Annotated in this window: 22 protein-coding genes; 9 read left to right on the forward strand and 13 right to left on the reverse strand. The window is 68.1% G+C overall.

From position 1 onward, the window contains the following. Positions 1-97 precede the first annotated feature (97 nt). The 4 genes from yajC to ruvC form a co-directional block, all read right to left on the reverse strand. Positions 98-496, reverse strand: a complete 399-nt coding sequence (gene yajC, locus ED92_RS16580; protein WP_037338934.1) for a preprotein translocase subunit YajC — start codon at positions 494-496, stop codon at positions 98-100. A gap of 145 nt (positions 497-641) precedes the next feature. Further along, positions 642-1,715 carry a Holliday junction branch migration DNA helicase RuvB gene (gene ruvB / locus ED92_RS16585; RefSeq protein WP_037338937.1) on the reverse strand — a complete coding sequence of 358 codons (1,074 nt, stop codon included), beginning with the start codon at positions 1,713-1,715 and terminating at the stop codon, positions 642-644. A gap of 8 nt (positions 1,716-1,723) precedes the next feature. Then, positions 1,724-2,323 carry a Holliday junction branch migration protein RuvA gene (ruvA, locus tag ED92_RS16590; RefSeq protein WP_037338940.1) on the reverse strand — a complete coding sequence of 200 codons (600 nt, stop codon included), beginning with the start codon at positions 2,321-2,323 and terminating at the stop codon, positions 1,724-1,726. After that, positions 2,320-2,904 (reverse strand): crossover junction endodeoxyribonuclease RuvC, encoded by a 585-nt coding sequence (gene ruvC / locus ED92_RS16595; protein ID WP_037338943.1) that lies wholly within the window; start codon positions 2,902-2,904, stop codon positions 2,320-2,322. The genes ruvA and ruvC overlap by 4 nt, the downstream gene beginning before the upstream one ends. Before the next feature lie 76 nt (positions 2,905-2,980). On the opposite strand from ruvC, the gene ED92_RS16600 reads away from it, so the two are divergent. Beyond that, positions 2,981-3,424, forward strand: coding sequence for a cupin domain-containing protein (locus tag ED92_RS16600; protein ID WP_037338946.1), 444 nt, complete (start codon positions 2,981-2,983; stop codon positions 3,422-3,424). Between the two features lie 116 nt (positions 3,425-3,540). On the opposite strand, the gene ED92_RS16605 is transcribed toward ED92_RS16600, so the two are convergent. From ED92_RS16605 to ED92_RS16625, 5 genes are all read right to left on the reverse strand, one after another. Next, positions 3,541-4,071: a DUF4262 domain-containing protein gene (locus tag ED92_RS16605; RefSeq protein ID WP_037338948.1), complete on the reverse strand. Its 531-nt coding sequence runs from the start codon at positions 4,069-4,071 to the stop codon at positions 3,541-3,543. A gap of 67 nt (positions 4,072-4,138) precedes the next feature. Then, on the reverse strand, positions 4,139-4,888 hold the full coding sequence (locus ED92_RS16610; RefSeq protein WP_016334762.1) for a YebC/PmpR family DNA-binding transcriptional regulator: 750 nt from the start codon (positions 4,886-4,888) through the stop codon (positions 4,139-4,141). A 51-nt stretch (positions 4,889-4,939) separates the two neighbouring features. Further along, a complete protein-coding gene (gene pdxT / locus ED92_RS16615) occupies positions 4,940-5,569 on the reverse strand; it encodes a pyridoxal 5'-phosphate synthase glutaminase subunit PdxT (RefSeq protein WP_037338950.1) in 630 nt (209 codons plus the stop codon). Positions 5,570-5,623: 54 nt separating this feature from the next. Next, the gene (locus tag ED92_RS16620; RefSeq protein ID WP_007034928.1) at positions 5,624-5,944 is read right to left on the reverse strand and encodes an AzlD domain-containing protein; all 321 of its coding nucleotides are present in this window, start codon (positions 5,942-5,944) and stop codon (positions 5,624-5,626) included. Further along, positions 5,944-6,657 carry an AzlC family ABC transporter permease gene (locus tag ED92_RS16625; RefSeq protein WP_037338952.1) on the reverse strand — a complete coding sequence of 238 codons (714 nt, stop codon included), beginning with the start codon at positions 6,655-6,657 and terminating at the stop codon, positions 5,944-5,946. Before ED92_RS16625 ends, ED92_RS16620 begins: the two co-directional genes overlap by 1 nt. Positions 6,658-6,725: 68 nt before the next feature. On the opposite strand from ED92_RS16625, the gene ED92_RS16630 reads away from it, so the two are divergent. Next, positions 6,726-7,292, forward strand: a complete 567-nt coding sequence (locus tag ED92_RS16630; protein ID WP_037338954.1) for a helix-turn-helix domain-containing protein — start codon at positions 6,726-6,728, stop codon at positions 7,290-7,292. Here the strand turns inward: ED92_RS16630 and ED92_RS16635 are convergent, their stop codons facing one another. Further along, positions 7,293-8,669, reverse strand: coding sequence for an APC family permease (locus ED92_RS16635; RefSeq protein WP_037338956.1), 1,377 nt, complete (start codon positions 8,667-8,669; stop codon positions 7,293-7,295). It lies immediately after the preceding gene. Positions 8,670-8,812: 143 nt separating this feature from the next. Here ED92_RS16635 and ED92_RS16640 point away from each other — a divergent pair, with 143 nt between their 5' ends. Both ED92_RS16640 and ED92_RS16645 read left to right on the forward strand, forming a co-directional pair. Continuing rightward, positions 8,813-9,424, forward strand: coding sequence for a TetR/AcrR family transcriptional regulator (locus ED92_RS16640; RefSeq protein ID WP_037338958.1), 612 nt, complete (start codon positions 8,813-8,815; stop codon positions 9,422-9,424). Then, positions 9,421-10,488, forward strand: coding sequence for a P1 family peptidase (locus ED92_RS16645; RefSeq protein WP_037338960.1), 1,068 nt, complete (start codon positions 9,421-9,423; stop codon positions 10,486-10,488). Before ED92_RS16640 ends, ED92_RS16645 begins: the two co-directional genes overlap by 4 nt. Positions 10,489-10,501: 13 nt before the next feature. On the opposite strand, the gene ED92_RS16650 is transcribed toward ED92_RS16645, so the two are convergent. After that, positions 10,502-10,918: a hypothetical protein gene (locus tag ED92_RS16650; RefSeq protein WP_037338963.1), complete on the reverse strand. Its 417-nt coding sequence runs from the start codon at positions 10,916-10,918 to the stop codon at positions 10,502-10,504. A gap of 76 nt (positions 10,919-10,994) precedes the next feature. On the opposite strand from ED92_RS16650, the gene ED92_RS16655 reads away from it, so the two are divergent. Beyond that, positions 10,995-11,420 carry a PaaI family thioesterase gene (locus ED92_RS16655; protein WP_037338965.1) on the forward strand — a complete coding sequence of 142 codons (426 nt, stop codon included), beginning with the start codon at positions 10,995-10,997 and terminating at the stop codon, positions 11,418-11,420. A 255-nt stretch (positions 11,421-11,675) separates the two neighbouring features. After that, positions 11,676-11,942: a YkvA family protein gene (locus ED92_RS16660; protein ID WP_235213295.1), complete on the forward strand. Its 267-nt coding sequence runs from the start codon at positions 11,676-11,678 to the stop codon at positions 11,940-11,942. Between the two features lie 92 nt (positions 11,943-12,034). Here the strand turns inward: ED92_RS16660 and ED92_RS16665 are convergent, their stop codons facing one another. After that, a complete protein-coding gene (locus ED92_RS16665; protein ID WP_161791108.1) occupies positions 12,035-12,433 on the reverse strand; it encodes a peptidase inhibitor family I36 protein in 399 nt (132 codons plus the stop codon). 374 nt (positions 12,434-12,807) lie between these two features. Between ED92_RS16665 and ED92_RS16670 the strand changes: the two genes are divergently transcribed. From ED92_RS16670 to ED92_RS16680, 3 genes are read left to right on the forward strand one after another with little or no spacing between them, the layout of a single operon-like run. Further along, complete coding sequence (locus ED92_RS16670; RefSeq protein WP_052120599.1) at positions 12,808-13,233, forward strand: helix-turn-helix domain-containing protein; 426 nt, start codon at positions 12,808-12,810, stop codon at positions 13,231-13,233. 44 nt (positions 13,234-13,277) lie between these two features. After that, positions 13,278-13,745 (forward strand): hypothetical protein, encoded by a 468-nt coding sequence (locus tag ED92_RS16675; RefSeq protein ID WP_052120600.1) that lies wholly within the window; start codon positions 13,278-13,280, stop codon positions 13,743-13,745. A gap of 21 nt (positions 13,746-13,766) precedes the next feature. After that, complete coding sequence (locus ED92_RS16680; protein ID WP_037338975.1) at positions 13,767-14,951, forward strand: MAB_1171c family putative transporter; 1,185 nt, start codon at positions 13,767-13,769, stop codon at positions 14,949-14,951. A 79-nt stretch (positions 14,952-15,030) separates the two neighbouring features. Here ED92_RS16680 and pdxS read toward each other — a convergent pair whose 3' ends face one another. Then, positions 15,031-15,945: a pyridoxal 5'-phosphate synthase lyase subunit PdxS gene (pdxS, locus tag ED92_RS16685; protein ID WP_016334773.1), complete on the reverse strand. Its 915-nt coding sequence runs from the start codon at positions 15,943-15,945 to the stop codon at positions 15,031-15,033. Between the last annotated feature and the right edge of the window lie 2 nt (positions 15,946-15,947).

Raw genomic sequence — 15,947 nt, forward strand, 5'->3', positions numbered from 1 at the left:
ACACGCACGCAGCACCGAGACACTACTCGGTGCTGCGTGAGCCCGGCGTTGGCCCCGCACCTACGAAAGTCTGGTGTCGGGGATGGCCTTACAACCGCTACTTCTTGCCGTGCTCCAGCGGAGGAGCGATCTGCGCGCCCGACTTCTCCTCGACGCGCTCGTCGTCCTTCGACTCGACGACCGGCGCCTCGACGACCTCGTCGGTGTCGACGGCGTCTTCGTCCGTCTCGACGACCGGCTCGACCTTCTCGCGGACAGCCTGGCGCAGCCAGGTGGTCACGACGCCCTCGGCGATCTCGAGGTCGATCGTGGTGTCGGCGGAAGCGTCGGCGACAGTCGCGTAGAGACCGGAGGTGGTCATCACCCGGTCACCGGGAGCCAGGCTCGAGAGCAGCTCCTGCTGCGCTGCCGCCGCCTTCTTCTGCTTACGGGTGCCCATGACGAGCGGAATCGCCACAACGAGCATCAGGAGCAGCGGCAGCAATAACTGGTTCATGATTCTCCATTTCGAGCGGACGCCGCGCGGTGCGCTGTTTTGTCCGGTTTGGCGGGGTGTGCTCTCCCCGAGTGTGCCAGGTGCCAGCGGAAACTCCACCACCACCCGTCGTCACCACGGGCCTCGAACCGCGTGAACGGTCCGTTCAGTCCTGGTCGAACAGGTTCGGGCCGCCCTGATCGCCGCGCGTGGCACCGGCCGGGGCCGGCAGGCCGAGGTGTTCCCACGCGGCCGCTGTGGCGACCCGGCCGCGAGGAGTGCGGGCGAGCATACCGGCGCGGACCAGGTAAGGCTCACACACCTCTTCGACGGTGGTCGGTTCTTCCCCCACCGCGACGGCCAGCGTCGACACGCCGACCGGGCCGCCGCCGAAGGAACGGACCAGCGCGGTCAGCACCGCGCGGTCGAGCCGGTCGAGGCCGAGTTCGTCGACGTCGTAGACCTCCAGTGCGGCACGCGCGATCTTGCGCGTGACCTTGCCGTCCGCCCGGACCTCGGCGTAGTCGCGCACCCGGCGCAGCAGCCGGTTCGCGATCCGGGGTGTGCCGCGGGACCGGCGGGCGATCTCCGCGCAGCCGTCCCGGTCGATCTCGATGTCGAGGATCGTGGCGGCGCGGCGGGCGACGAGTTCCAGTTCGGCGTCGCTGTAGAACTCCATCTGGCCGGTGAAGCCGAACCGGTCACGCAGCGGACCGGTCAGCGAACCGGACCGCGTCGTGGCCCCGACCAGCGTGAACGGCGCGATCTCCAGCGGGATGCTGGTGGCACCGGGCCCCTTGCCGACGACGACGTCGACGCGGAAGTCCTCCATCGCGAGGTACAGCATCTCCTCGGCTGGGCGGGCGATCCGGTGGATCTCGTCGATGAACAGGACGTCGCCGGGCGCCAGGTTCGACAGCATCGCGGCCAGATCGCCCGCGCGTTCCAGCGCGGGACCGGAGGTGATGCGGATGGCGGCGTTGAGTTCGGCGGCGACGATCATCGCCATACTCGTCTTGCCCAGTCCCGGCGGGCCCGAGAGCAGGACGTGGTCCGGCGGGACACCACGGCGCCGCGCGCTTTCCAGGACGAGTTCGAGCTGTTCACGCACCCGCGGCTGGCCGACGAACTCGTCGAGCTTGCGCGGGCGCAGCGTGGTCTCGACCTCGCGTTCGCCCGTCTGCGGCAGCGCCGAGAGCGTCTCGTCGGTTTCGAACTCCGTCACGGCCTCATAGTCCATGTGGCCGGTTACCGCTTACGCCCGAGGGTGGCCAACGCGGCGCGCAGCACGGACGACGTCGTGTGGCCGTCGCCCTCGCCGAGCACCTTGTCGACGGCCTGTTCGGCCTGTTTGGCCGGGAAGCCGAGGCCCGCGAGCGCCTCGACGACCTCACCCCGCAGCGCGCCGGGCGCGACGACCGACGGCGAACCGTCGGTCGGGCCCGCGAGCGCGGTGACCTTGTCGCGCAGTTCGAGCGTGAGCCGCTCGGCGCCCTTGCGGCCGATGCCGGGAACCTGGGTGAGCACGGTGATGTTGCCTTCGACCAGCGCGGAGCGCAGCTTGTCGGGATCGAGGACGGCGAGGGTCGCCAGCGCGAGCCGCGGGCCGATCCCGGAGACCGTCTGCAGCAGACCGAACAGTTCGCGGGCGTCCGCGTCGGCGAAACCGAACAGCGTCAAGGAATCCTCACGGACCACGAGCGCGGTGTGCAGCATCGCCTGCTCTCCGCGGCGAAGCGTCGCGAGGGTGGCGGGGGTGGCCTGCACGGCGAAGCCCACTCCCCCGACCTCGATGACGACGTGGTCGAGACCGATGGAGAGGATTTCACCGCGTACCGACGAGATCATCGAGGCGCTCCCTGCGTTTTCGCTTGTTTGGCCGCGGCGGCGAGCCTGGCCTTGTGGTTCTTGGCGATCTCGGCCGCCCTGGCCTCGGCTTCGGCGAGCCGGACCCGCATCGGCTCGCGCCACAGGTGGCAGATGGCGAGGGCGAGCGCGTCCGCGGCGTCCGCCGGATGCGGTTTGACCTCGAGGCCGAGCAACCGCATGACCATACCGGTGACCTGTGCCTTGTCCGCCCGGCCGGAGCCCGTGACGGCGGCCTTGACCTCACTCGGGGTGTGGAACACGACCGGCAGCCCGCGCCGGGCCGCGGCGAGCGCGACGACGCCGCCCGCCTGCGCGGTGCCCATCGCGGTGCGCACGTTGTGCTGCGCGAAAACCCGCTCCACGGCGACGGCCTCGGGCTTGTAGCGATCCATCCAGCGCTCGACCGCGTCGGAGATCCCCAGCAGGCGCACGGCGAGATCGGCGTCCGGCGGGGTCCGCACGACGTCGACGGCCACCGGGCGGACGGTGCGGCCCGTGCCGCCGTCGACCACCCCGAGCCCGCACCTGGTCAGACCGGGGTCGACCCCGAGTACCCGCACGCGTTTTCCTCCGCTCCGGCGAACATCAGTTCGAGATCCGAGGCTACCCGGCGCAGGGTCCGGGCAAGATGAGGACATGCCGAGTCCCGACGAGTTCACCGCCCATCTGGGTCTTCAGCCGTTGCCCGTGGAGGGCGGCCGCTGGGCGCAGAGCTGGCGCGACGAAACCGCGTCCGCGATCTACTACCTGCTCGCGCCGCCGGAAACCTCGGCGCCGCACCGGCTGGACCGCCTGGAGATCTACGCCCACCACGCCGGCGCGCCGGTGCGGATGCTGCTGTTGTTCCCCGACGGCCGGGTTTCGCGGCCGGTGCTGGGACCCGACGTCGCGGCCGGCCAACGTCCGCAGGTGGTGGTGCCCGCCGGGGTCTGGCAGGCGTCGGTGAGTACCGGTGAGTGGAGCCTGGTCGGGACCGTGGTCGTGCCGCCTTATACCGATGACAGCGTGGAGTTCCGTCCGGCGACCGCTCTAGCCGCCGAGTGGCCCGACGCGACGGAAGACCTGGCGCCCTGGCTCTGATGACCCCGCATTTAGTCCTCTGAATGCGGGGACGCAGGTGCCCCGAACGCTAGGAACGGTCCTTTCCTTGCAAATTTCGCAAGGAAAGGACCGTTCCTAGCACGCTCGGCTGCGGTTCAGGGGCCGTCGACGCCCGGCGTCCAGCTTTCCGGGTCACCGGATTCGGTCAGTACCGGCTGGTACCGACCGAAGCCCTCGGGCGCGTCCGGATGCCACGGGAAATGCCCGTCCGGCGTGGCGACGATCAACTGCAGCGCCGGGAAGTCCCCGTCCGGGTAGATCAGGAACGCGCTCCCGAAGTACTCGGGATAGTGCCCCTTCGCGACCCGTTCGAAGACCACCGGCGCGCCCTCGAAGAAATCGTCGTAGCGCTTGCCGACCTCGAAGATCTCACCGGCGGCCGCACGGTCGACGTAGGCGTCGAGAAGGACCGGCCCCATGTGCTCGGGCAGTCCGATCACGACCGCTTCCGCGACGTTGTGCAACGCCCAGGCGCACGCGGTGAAGCAGAAGTTCGCTTCCTCCTCGTCGCCTTCGACCGCGATGACCGCGTTCCCTCTCGCCTTCGCCTGCGCCTCGATCCACTGGATGAGTTCGGTTTCTTCGGCGGTGAGGGCATCGGCTTCGGAGGTCGTCACGCGCGACATTGTGCCCCACGCGAGCGCCCGCACCTAGTCCCGGGACCGATTTTCCGCGGCATGGCGGGAAAATCGATCAGCCGACCTCGGCCATGACCTCGTCGGAGACGTCGAAGTTCGCGTACACGTTCTGCACGTCGTCGCAATCCTCGAGCGCGTCGATGAGCTTGAAGACCTTCTTCGCGCCTTCGACGTCCAGCGGGACGCTGACCGACGGGAGGAACGTGAGATCCGCGGACTCGTACTCGAAACCGGCTTCCTGCAAGGCTTTCCGGACCGGGACGAGGTCGGTGGCCTCCGAAACGATCTCGAAGTTCTCGTCGAGGTCGTTGACCTCTTCGGCGCCCGCGTCGAGGACGGCCATGAGGACGTCGTCCTCGCCGGCGTCACCCTTGGGCATGATCACGACGCCCTTGCGGTTGAACATGTAGGCGACCGAGCCCGGGTCGGCGAGCGAGCCGTTGTTCCGGGTGAGCGCGGTGCGCACCTCCATGGCGGCGCGGTTCTTGTTGTCGGTGAGGCATTCGATCAGCACGGCCACACCGTTCGGGCCGTAGCCTTCGTAGGTGATGGTCTGCCAGTCGGCGCCACCGGCCTCTTCACCGGCGCCGCGTTTGCGGGCACGCTCGATGTTGTCCTGCGGGACCGAGTTCTTCTTGGCCTTCTGGATGGCGTCGTAGAGCGTCGGGTTGCCGTCCGGGTCGCCACCGCCGGTCCGGGCCGCCACCTCGATGTTCTTGATCAACCGGGCGAAGAGCTTGCCGCGCTTCGCGTCCAGGTTGGCCTTCTTGTGCTTCGTGGTGGCCCACTTGGAGTGGCCGCTCATCTCTCCTCCATCTACTCCTGTGCCCGCCGCTGAGCACAGTGTCGGTTTTGCTTAAGCCTGCCGCACGAGGTCGACGAACAGCCTGTGCACGCGTTCGTCCCCGGTGAGTTCGGGGTGGAACGACGTGGCGAGTACCGCCCCCTGCCGGACCGCGACGATCCTAGCGGCCGCGTCCTCGGAGCCCGGCATCTCGGGGACACTGGCGAGTACCTCGACCCCGTCGCCCGCTTTTTCGACCCACGGGGCGCGGATGAACACAGCGTGCACCGGGCCGCCTTCGATACCGCTGAAGTCGAGGTCGGCTTCGAAGGAGTCCACCTGCCGCCCGAACGCGTTACGCCGGACGACGACGTCGAGCCCGCCGAGTTGCCGCTGGTCAGGCCGTCCGTCGAGAGCCTGGCGGGCGAGCAGGATCATCCCGGCGCAGGAGCCGAACGCGGGCATCCCGTCCGCGATGCGCTCGCGCAGCGGTTCCAGCAGTTCGAAGGTCTCCAGGAGCCTCGACATGGTGGTCGACTCGCCGCCCGGCAGCACCAGACCGTCCACTTCGGACAGTTCACTCGCACGACGGACCGGCAGTGCGCGCGCACCCGCTCGTTCCACCATCGCGGCGTGCTCCCGCACGTCGCCCTGCAGTGCGAGCACGCCGACCACCGGCCGTGCCCCCGTCGCGATCGCCACCCGACCTCCCGAAAGACCTTCCCCTTAGCTTAGGCGCCTCGGGGAAGGGCCAGGTCAGGGGACCCCGGCCAGCCGCAGCAGGGCGGCGGTGGCGGCCGCCGCGACGACGACCAGCGCGAACGGCGCCTTGCGCCAGGCGAGCACGCCGCCGACCAGCACTCCGGCGGGCCGGGCGTAACCGGCGAACTCGTGTCCCTCGGTGAGCGCGGCGACCGCGACGAGGGCGGCCAGCAGGACGACGGCCGAGCGCGCCATCAGCTTCTCGGCCTTGGGCGACACGGTGAACCGCGCCTTCAGCACCGGTCCGGCGAACCGGAAGGCGAAGGTCCCGGCGGCGAGCACACCGCCGGCGATGATCAGTTCCAGCGGATCCATCAGTGCACTCCCTCGGGTTCGCGTTCGGCGGGTTCCTTGGCCGCCACCCCGGCCAGCACGCCGACCAGCGCGAGCAGCACCGGCAGCCCGGCGGGCAGGAACGGCGTCGTGGCCAGCGCGACGGCGACGCCGACGAGCACCGGCAGCCGGGCGGCACGGTCGCGCAGCGACGGCAGGACCAGCGCGAGCAGGACCGCCGGGAAGGCCGCGTCGAGCCCGAACGCGTCGGTGTCGCTGATCGCCGTCCCGGCGTAGGCCCCGGCGAGGACGCCGACGTTCCAGCAGACGAACAGCCCGATCCCGCACACCCAGTACGCCGCCTTGCGCCGCTCTTCGTCGCGCTGGGCCAGCGCGAACGCGACGGATTCGTCGATCATCAGGTGGCTGCCGACCACCCTCGACGACCACCGTTTCCCCAGGACGTCACCGATCGCGAAGCCGAAGGGCAGATGCCGCGCGTTGGCCAGCAGACCCGCCGCGACGGCCGCGACCGGGCTGCCGCCCGCGGCGATGATGCCGACGAACATGAACTGCGAGGCACCGGCGAAGACCAGCACCGAGAGCAGCATCGGCGCCCAGATCGGGAAGCCGGAGCCCACCGCGATGGCGCCGTAGGAGATGCCGACAATGGTGTCGGCGAGGCAGACCAGCCCGATGTCACGGAGAAGATCGCGCCCCAGGACACGAGTGGTTGTTCGCCATATCGAACGCATAGCGTCATACAATGAACGAACGCAGCCATGTTCGTCAAGGCGAACGCAACGACCGATGGAGCGAACGCATGTCCCCGACCGCGTCCGACGGTGCCCCACTGGACGTCATCGCCATGTCCCTGCGCCGGGAACGTGCCCGCACCGGCCTGTCCCTCACCGAGGTCGCCAAACGCGCCGGCATCGCGAAATCCACGCTCTCGCAGCTGGAGTCCGGGACCGGAAATCCCAGCGTCGAGACGATCTGGGCGTTGTGCGTCGCGCTCGACGTCCCGTTCTCGCGGGTGGTCGAGCCGGAACGCCCCCGCGTGCAGGTCATCCGCTCGGGCAGCGGCCCGACGGTGTTCGCCGAACACGCCGATTACGCGTGCACGCTGCTCAGCTCCTGCCCTCCCGGCGCCCGGCGCGACGTGTACCTGATTCGCGCCGAGCCCGGGAAACCGCGGCTCTCGGACCCGCATATGAGCGGCATCGTGGAGCACATCGTCCTCAGCGCGGGCCGCGCCAAGGTCGGGCCGCTGGACGAGCCGATCGAACTGCTGCCCGGCGACTACATCTGCTACCCCGGCGACGTGCCGCACATCTTCGAGGCGCTCGAACCGGGCACGTACGGCGTGGAGATCGCCGAGTACACCTGATCAGGCCGGCTCCTCCGCCTTCTCCTCGGTGACGTCGGCGAGCTTCCAGCCGCCCTTCCGCCGCAGCACCAGGACGTAGTACGCGATCGACAGCAGGGCGACGCAGGCGGTGACGATCAGGCTCGGCCGTCCGACCGCCGGGTCGAGCACGTTCTGATAGACGACGAACACCAGGACGCCCAGCGCCAGGACCGGCGCGACCGGGAACCACGGCATCCGGTACTTCGCGTGCGCGGTGGCTCCGGTGCGCCGTCCGACGATCGCGCCGAGACAGAGCGCCGCGTAGACGGCCACGATCGACGTGCTGGTCACCACCAGCAGCAGTTTCGGGTCGACGAAGCAGAGCAGCGCGGCGACCAGCCCGGTGCCGACGGTGGCGACCCACGGCGTCCCGAACTTCGGGTGCACCGAGGCGAGCGCCCGGTTGACCGGCGACGGCCACGCGCGGTCGCGGCCGCTGCTGAACAGCATCCGTGAGCTGATCAGCACGATCGCCAGCACGGCGTTGATGATCGCGAGCGCCACCGCCAGGCCGATCACGGTGTCGAGGGTGCCGCCGCCGCGCGAGCCGATGAAGTAGGACAGCATGTTCTCCGAGGTGAACAGCGCGTTCAGATCGGGCGCGCCGAGTAGGACCGCGGTCACCGGGATCAGTTCGGCGAGCACCGTGATGCCGAGGGCCATCAGGATCGCGCGGGCGATCCCGCGTGAGGCGTCCTGCGTCTCCTCGCCGAAGTACACCGCCGAGCCGTAGCCGTTGTAGGCGAAGATCGCGACCGAGGTGGCGATCGCGATGGCGCCGACCGTGGCCGGGCCGCCGTCCGAGGCGACCGGATGGGCCAGCAGTTCGGTGAACGAGCGCGCCGGGTTCAGCAGGCCGAGCGCGCTGACCACGATCAGCGCGAGGATCTCGATCGCCAGGAAGATCCCGGTGACCCAGGCGTTGAGCTTGATGTCGAACACCCCGACGACGGCCGCGACCACGCAGGTCACGGCGGCGATCACCGAGCCGGGCACCCCGGGCAGGAGCACGCCGAGATAGGTGCCGACGCCGAGCGCGATCACCGCGACGATGAGCACCTGCGTGATGATCATGAGACCGAGTACCGCGAAGCCGGGCAGGCGGCCGAGCGTGCGGGTGACGATCGCGTACTCGCCGCCCGCCAGCGGGAAGGCCGACGCGAGTTCGGCGTAGACGAAGGCCATGAACACACCGACCACCGCGGCGGCCACGAAGCTGTAGAAGGCGCCCGTCCCGGCGCCGGAGAGCACCCCCGGCGCGATGATGAAGACCGACGAAGCGGGACTGATCGCGGAGAGCGTGATGAGCAGCGTGCCGAGGGTGCGCAGACCGCGGCGCAGGGCGGGAGTGGACACGGCCGACCTCCTACAAGGTGGGTTCCTTGAATCTCCTTCGAAGAACTGTTGAGCACGCATCAAAGGCCCTCCACGGTGTGACGTCAAGAGCTGATCGCGCGCAGTACTTGCGTTTTTCGAACAAGATTCGAAGAATGAGGGGTATGGCGAGACCGAGCAAGGCACCGGAGCGACGGGCCGAACTGATCGAGGTGGCCAGACAGGCCGTCCTCGAACGCGGCGTGCTGAATCTGCGGCTGAGGGACGTCGCCGAGGGCGCGGGTCTGTCGCCGGGTTCGGTCCTGTACTACTTCCCCACCCTCGCGGATCTGCTCCAGGAGGTGCAGCGCGAGGCGGTGGCGCGGTTCTGCTCGGCGAGGGAGCGGGCCGCGGGCGCGAAGACGAAGCCGTCCGACCGGCTGCTGGCGATGATCCGCAGCGGTCTGCCGACCGGTCCCGACGACGAACTCTGCGTGCTGCTCTACGAACTCGGCACGATCGCCCGCCGCGATCCCGCGTACGCCGCCCGGCACATCACGCTCTACGAGCAGCAGGTCCGGATCTACACCGGCATTCTCGAAGCGGGCGCGGCCACCGGCGAGTTCACCCTGACCGCGGAGCCGGTGTCGATCGCGCGGAACCTCGTCGCGCTGGAAGACGGCTACGGCCTGCACCTCACCCAGGCCGTGCCGACGATGGAAACCGCCACCGCCGAAGCGATGTTGCTTTCCTACGCCCGCACTGCCACCTCGAACCCCTTGGAGGACTGTTCATGACCCGCGCCCGCGACCTGGGTGTCCCGCTGCCCGGCCGGACCGGCGAGCACAACGCGCTCACCGACGTCCCCGGCGTCGAGATCGGTTTCACGACCCTCGTCGAGGGCGAGTCGGTGCGCACCGGCGTCACCGCCGTCCTGCCGCGCGGACGCGAGGACTTCGCCGTGCCGTGCGCGGCCGGGACGTACGCCCTCAACGGCAACGGCGAGATGACCGGCACCGCGTGGCTGGCCGAGACCGGGTCGCTGACCCTGCCGGTGCTGATCACCTCGACGCACGCCGTCGGCGCGTGCCACCGCGGCACGATCGACTGGGTCGTCCGCGAGCGCCCCGACGTCGCGGCCGAATGGCTGCTGCCGGTGGTCGCCGAGACCTGGGACGGCTACCTGAACGACAGCACCGCGCCGACCATCCACAGTGGACACGCCATCGCCGCGATCGACGCCGCACGGCCGGGCCCGGTCAGTGAAGGGTCCGTCGGCGGCGGCACCGGGATGACCTGTTACGGCTTCAAGGGCGGCACCGGTACGGCCTCCCGCATCGTGTCCTATGGGGACGACGAGTACACCGTGGGAGCGTTGGTACAGGCCAACTTCGGCTCACGCCGCGAGCTCACCGTCGCGGGCGAGCACGTCGGAGCCGAACTCGGCGCCGACAACCCGATGGAGGATGCCTGGACGGCGCCGTCGGGTGCCGGGTCGGTGATCGTGATCATCGGCACCGACGCTCCCCTGCTGCCCGGCCAGTGCACGTCGCTCGCCCGCCGGGTCCCGCTCGGCCTCGCCCGCACGGGAACTGCGGGTTCACATTTCTCCGGCGACCTCTTCCTGGCGTTCAGCACGGCGAATCCGGGTGCGCTCACCAGCCGGTTCCCGCGCACGGAGGAAGCCGAGTACGAAACCATGCGATTCGTCCCGTGGGGCAGGCTCGATCCCTTCTTCGAAGCCGTCGTGCAGGCGACCGAGGAAGCGGTGCTCAACGCGCTGTTCGCGAACGAGGAGATGACCGGTCACCGCGGGCACCGGGTTCCCGCGCTGCCGACCGGACACTGGACCAGGTCCTGACGCTCGCCGCCGATCAGAGCCAGTCCGCCTCGATACCGCGGGCGCGCAACGACTCCAGCGCCGCGTCGTTACCCGTGAAGAGCAAGGTCATCGACTTCAGGTTGGGAAAGTGTTCGACGTCGGCGAACTCGTCGACGTCGAACAGGGAGTCCTCGCCGTCCCAGTTCGGCGCGATCTCGAGGTAGATCTCGTTGCCGCCGTCCATCTCGATCTCGGTGATCTTCTCCGCGAGCTCGGCGGGGACCTCGAGCGCCTCGAAGTAGGCCGCCGCCTCTGGGACCGCCTCGACACTCCCGGCGTCGTAGGCGAAGCCCTTCTCGGCGGCGTACTCCCGCAGGTCGAACTTCGGGAGGAGTTCCTGGTTGTACATCAGCTCTTGGACCACGGCGAGCTTGAAGTTGAAGTCGGTGAACTGGATCGTCTGGCTCATGCCCGGACCTTATAGCGCGACTTCTCCGGATGGTTCCGGATCCGGAAAAGTGGTCCGATGGCAGGATGGTGGCCTGATGACCGAACTGACTCTCGAAGATGCCCGGCAGGGCCTCGCCTCACAACCGTTCAGCGTTCTGCTCGGGGCCAGGGTGGCCTCGTTCGGGAACGGTGCCGCGACCCTGGAACTCGACATCCGTGAAGACTTGTTGCAGCAGAACGGGTATCTCCACGGTGGCGTACTCGCCTACGCCGCGGACAACGCGATCACCTTCGCGGCCGGGACGACACTGGGTCCGGACGTCCTCACCGGCGGCTTCAGCATCAACTACCTACGGCCGGCACAGGGAATCCGGCTCGTGGCGGAGGCGCGGGTCCTGCACAGCGGCCGGCGCCAGGCGACTTGCCGCTGCGACCTGTACGTGGTCGGCGAAGACGGGACCACGACGCTCAGTGCCGCGGCGCAGGGAAGCGTGCTGACCAGGAACGGCCCCACTCGCTGATCGACGCGGGACGGTGAGACCGACAACAACGGCGAACTGAACACCGCGATGCTCGACACGACGTCGCGCTTCGCCGGTGCTCGCGCAGCAGGTGCAACTTCGCCCAGCCGACCAGGCGGGGACGCAGAGTCCGGCGGAAAGCATCGTGTCCGCGAGCCGACACGCGGTCCACTACCGTGTAGTCGGCGCTGTGCTCCGGTTGTCGTCATGGCGAGAGGGGATCGCGTGGAGTCTCTGTGGACGACGCTTGGTGTCGTGGCCGTTGTGGTGATCATCGCCTTCGTCCTGATCACACTGTTCCTCTTGGTCAAACTGGTCAGGAAACATCGCCAGGTCCATCGGCCTGACACGCCGGTGCCGACCAAGGTCACCTACTGGCTTTCCCTTGCCTACACGGTGTTCCCATTCGACCTGCTGCCCGACCCGGTCTACTTCGACGACATCGTGGTCCTGACCGGCGGACTGATCTACGTCAGCAAGTCGCTCACCAAGAAGACCCGCGAAGCCCGCCGATCGGACTAGCGGGAACTGGCCGCGGCCGTCGTGAAGGGCGCTTTCCCCGCATACGATGCGGGGAAAGCGCCCTCACCACGTGAGACGAAGAGAACCGTCCACTAGGGACAGCCCTGGTAGCCGATCGACGAGGCGCGGTCGTTCCAGTCGGGGGTGAAGTTGCCGCTGGTGCCGGCGGGCATGGTGTTGTCCGGGTTACCTCCCCAGTAGCCGTCGGAGACACAGAAATTCTGGCCCGTACGGTTCCACCACGAGGTCGCCTGATTGTCGAAGGTCCCACCGCACGCGCTGCACGAGATGGTCCGGAAGTCGCCGTTGTACTGGTTCGGGAGCCAGTAGACGATGGTTCCTTCGCCGTTGGCGTGCTGGAACAGGCACATCTCCCCGTTGTAACAGTCGTTCCAGCCTGCCGCCTGCCGGATTCCCTGCGACACCGAGGATCCCTCGGCTGAGTCCCCCGCCGAGGCCGTGGCGGCCGGAGCGCCGGCGAGCAGCGTCACCCCCACCATCATGGCGAGGCCCCATGCACTCCTCGAACGTGTTCTTCCCGATCCGTTCATGATCAACCTCCACGAGAACGAGTGAACGCACAGCGCGATCGATTTCCGGACAGCCCCAAGCAGCGGATAATATGACTGGAACGCCATCCTCGATCACTTTGATGACACGATCGACTGTAGTGACCCGGTTCCAACGTGGTCAATAAGCTGACTGGCCTACACTGCTCAGTCATTTCAGTGGTTCTTGCGAGCCGACTGCCCGCCCGCATCGGGGCAACAGTGCTTTACCAGAACGATCTGCGGCGATCGACCCGACTGATATCGTCCTTGAAGGCAGATCAGTCTACTGATCCACGTGGAGCGGGAGGTTGTCCGTGGACAACGAGCAGCTGGTCCCGCGGACCCTGGCCGAGAAAGTGGACTACCTGTTCCGGGAGGTCCATCCACGCGACCGGAAACCCTTCACCCATCCCGAGGTGGCGAAGGCCACCGGTCTCTCCACTGGACTGCTTTCCGCGCTGCGTTCCGGGAAGAACGTCAACCCCACCAAGGACACCTTGGAGAAGCTGGGCAAGTTCTTCGGCGTCTCGGCCGTCTATTTCCTGGACGACGAGCCGTCCGAACAGGTGAGCGCTCAGATCGCGTTGGCCGCACTGTTGCGGGACGCCGGAATCGCCCGGGTGGCCGCTAGGATGGTCGGTCTGTCCGATGGGAGTCTGGAAACCGTCACGGCCATGACCGAACAGCTACGAAAGCTGGAAGGACTCGACTCCGACAACGCTGGGGGGCGTCGAACTTGAGGTGGCGTCGCGGATCCCGCGGGATCGAACGACGGTGTCGGCAGGTGGTGGGTCAACTCGTGGTACCGGACTCGTGCGACGTCCTGCAATTGTGCGCTCAAGTGGGGGAACAACGGGGCAGGCCGATCGCGCTTCTGCCGCTGCCGATGGCGGCCTCGGGCGCCTGCGGGCTTTGGATGTCGGGATCCTCGACTGACTACGTCTGCTACGAGCGCGACACCACGCCCGTGCACCAGGCGCATATCGTCCTCCACGAACTGGGCCACATCCTCTGTGAGCATCCCGGTGCTGAGCGCCCCGAGTCGGTGCTTGCGGGCATCTTTCCCGACCTGAGCGGCACCACGCTCAAGATCATGCTGGCCCGGCAGCACGCGGGTTTCACCACTCAGGACGAGGCCGAAGCGGAGACCGTGGCCTATCTGATTTCCGAGATCATCGAGACGCGCCCGCGTCGTCCGTGCCGGGAACCGACCGAGATGAGTGCCCGGTTGAGTCAGGCGCTGGAACGATGACGGACCCTGGGGGATGCCTGGATGCCGGTGGCCAGCGTTGTTCATCTCATCGCACTGACAGCCATCGCCGCTGCCGTCGTTTACCGGGCCACGACCTGGCGTGAAGACAACAAGGCCCCCGCCGGCCGGGCCTTGTCCTTGACGATGGTGAACCTCTTCGCCCTCTATCTCCTGGGCTGGGCTCCGGCCTACTGGCTGGCCTACGACCTGCTCGGCCGTGTTCCCAGCTTGCCGCAGGTCATCCAGCACGTCGTGTGGATGGCCATGTCCTTCTACGCCCACATCTTCGTCATCCGGGTCTCCGCCCCGACAGGGCAGTTACGACGACGTCTGCGTTTCGGCAGGGCATTGTTCGGGGTCGCTCTCCCGTTGCTGCTGATCGGCTATGTGATCGGACCGCTGCGCATCGGATTGCCGATCGTCGGGCCGAGCGGCACCCATGATCCAGGGGTGCTCGTCTACGACCTGATCTGGGAGACCCACAACATCATCGTCCTGGTCGACGTCTTGCTCGTCCGGTGGCGTGGGATGACCATCGAGAGCACCTATCTGCGGATCGGGGTGCGCTTCATGGGGCTCGGCTGTCTGATCTGGCTGGTCATGCTGATCCACAAAGTGGCTTACCAGACAATCGTCGGCTTGGGGTACGACTTGCCGTACGAAGAGAACGGCGTACACGGCATCCAGTTCTTGTTCTCCGCTCCAGGGGTCTGCTTCCTGGTGATCGGTATGACCATCCCGTCCTGGGGACCGCGAGTCGCCCGGTACCGGCACCAGCGTCGTGCCTACCGCCATCTGACCCCGCTGTGGGAAGCACTCGCACCGGCGCGCACGGCCATTCCGGTCGCGGCCCCACGCGGCCCTCACGCCCGGCTGCGGCACCGAGTCATCGGCATCCGCGACGCACTGGTCGGTCCGCTGCGCGACCACCTCGACGAGAACACGATCCACCTCGCCAAGAGGGAAGCGATGCGGTCCGGGCTGACCGACGACGACGCGCAGGCGGTCGCCGAGGCGGCGCTCATCGCAGCCGCGGTGTCGGCGCATTCCCACAGTGGATCTGCCTCGATCACCGCGCCCCCTGCACCGCGGCTGCGGCAGGAAGAGAACTTCGACGCAGAGACTGCCTGGCTGGTCAAAGTCAGCCAGGCATACCGGCACTCCCCCATCGTTCCCGCGGTCCTGAGGCGACAGTCGTTGCCCTAGCGGTGCCCCCCTGGAGTGTCCAGAACGCGGCAGAGGCCCCGCGGACGGATGTCCACGGGGCCTCTCGAACGACTCTGACTTACCAGCCGCGCTCGGAGAGACGGTGCGGCTCGGGCACGTCGTCGACGTTGATCCCGACCATCGCTTCACCGAGGCCACGCGAAACCTTCGCGATGACGTCCGGGTCGTCGTAGAACGTGGTGGCCTTGACGATCGCCTCGGCACGCTGCGCCGGGTTGCCGGACTTGAAGATGCCGGAGCCGACGAACACGCCTTCGGCACCGAGCTGCATCATCATCGCGGCGTCGGCCGGGGTCGCGATACCGCCCGCGGTGAACAGCACGACGGGGAGTTTGCCCTTCGCGGCGACCTCCTTGACGAGCTCGTACGGCGCCTGGAGTTCTTTCGCCGCAACGTAAAGCTCGTCCTCGGGCAGCGAGGAGAGGCGGCGCAGTTCCGCGCGGATCTTGCGCATGTGCGTGGTCGCGTTCGAGACGTCGCCGGTGCCGGCCTCGCCCTTGGACCGGATCATCGCCGCGCCCTCGTTGATCCGGCGCAGCGCCTCGCCGAGGTTGGTGGCACCACAGACGAAGGGCACGGTGAAGGCCCACTTGTCGATGTGGTTTTCGTAGTCGGCCGGGGTCAGCACTTCGGACTCGTCGATGTAGTCGACGCCGAGCGACTGGAGCAGCTGAGCCTCGACGAAGTGGCCGATGCGGGCCTTCGCCATGACGGGGATCGAGACGGCCTCGATGATGCCGTCGATCAGGTCCGGGTCGCTCATCCGCGCGACGCCGCCCTGCGCGCGGATGTCCGCGGGGACCCGCTCGAGCGCCATCACCGCGACGGCGCCGGCGTCCTCGGCGATCTTCGCCTGCTCGGCGGTGACCACGTCCATGATCACACCGCCCTTGAGCATCTCCGCCATCCCGCGCTTGACCCGGGCGGTGCCGGTGAGCGAGGTGGTGGCCGTGTTCGTGGAGTCGTCAGACACTG

It is taken from the genome of Amycolatopsis sp. MJM2582 (genome assembly GCF_000754115.1).
Lineage (GTDB): Bacteria > Actinomycetota > Actinomycetes > Mycobacteriales > Pseudonocardiaceae > Amycolatopsis > Amycolatopsis japonica.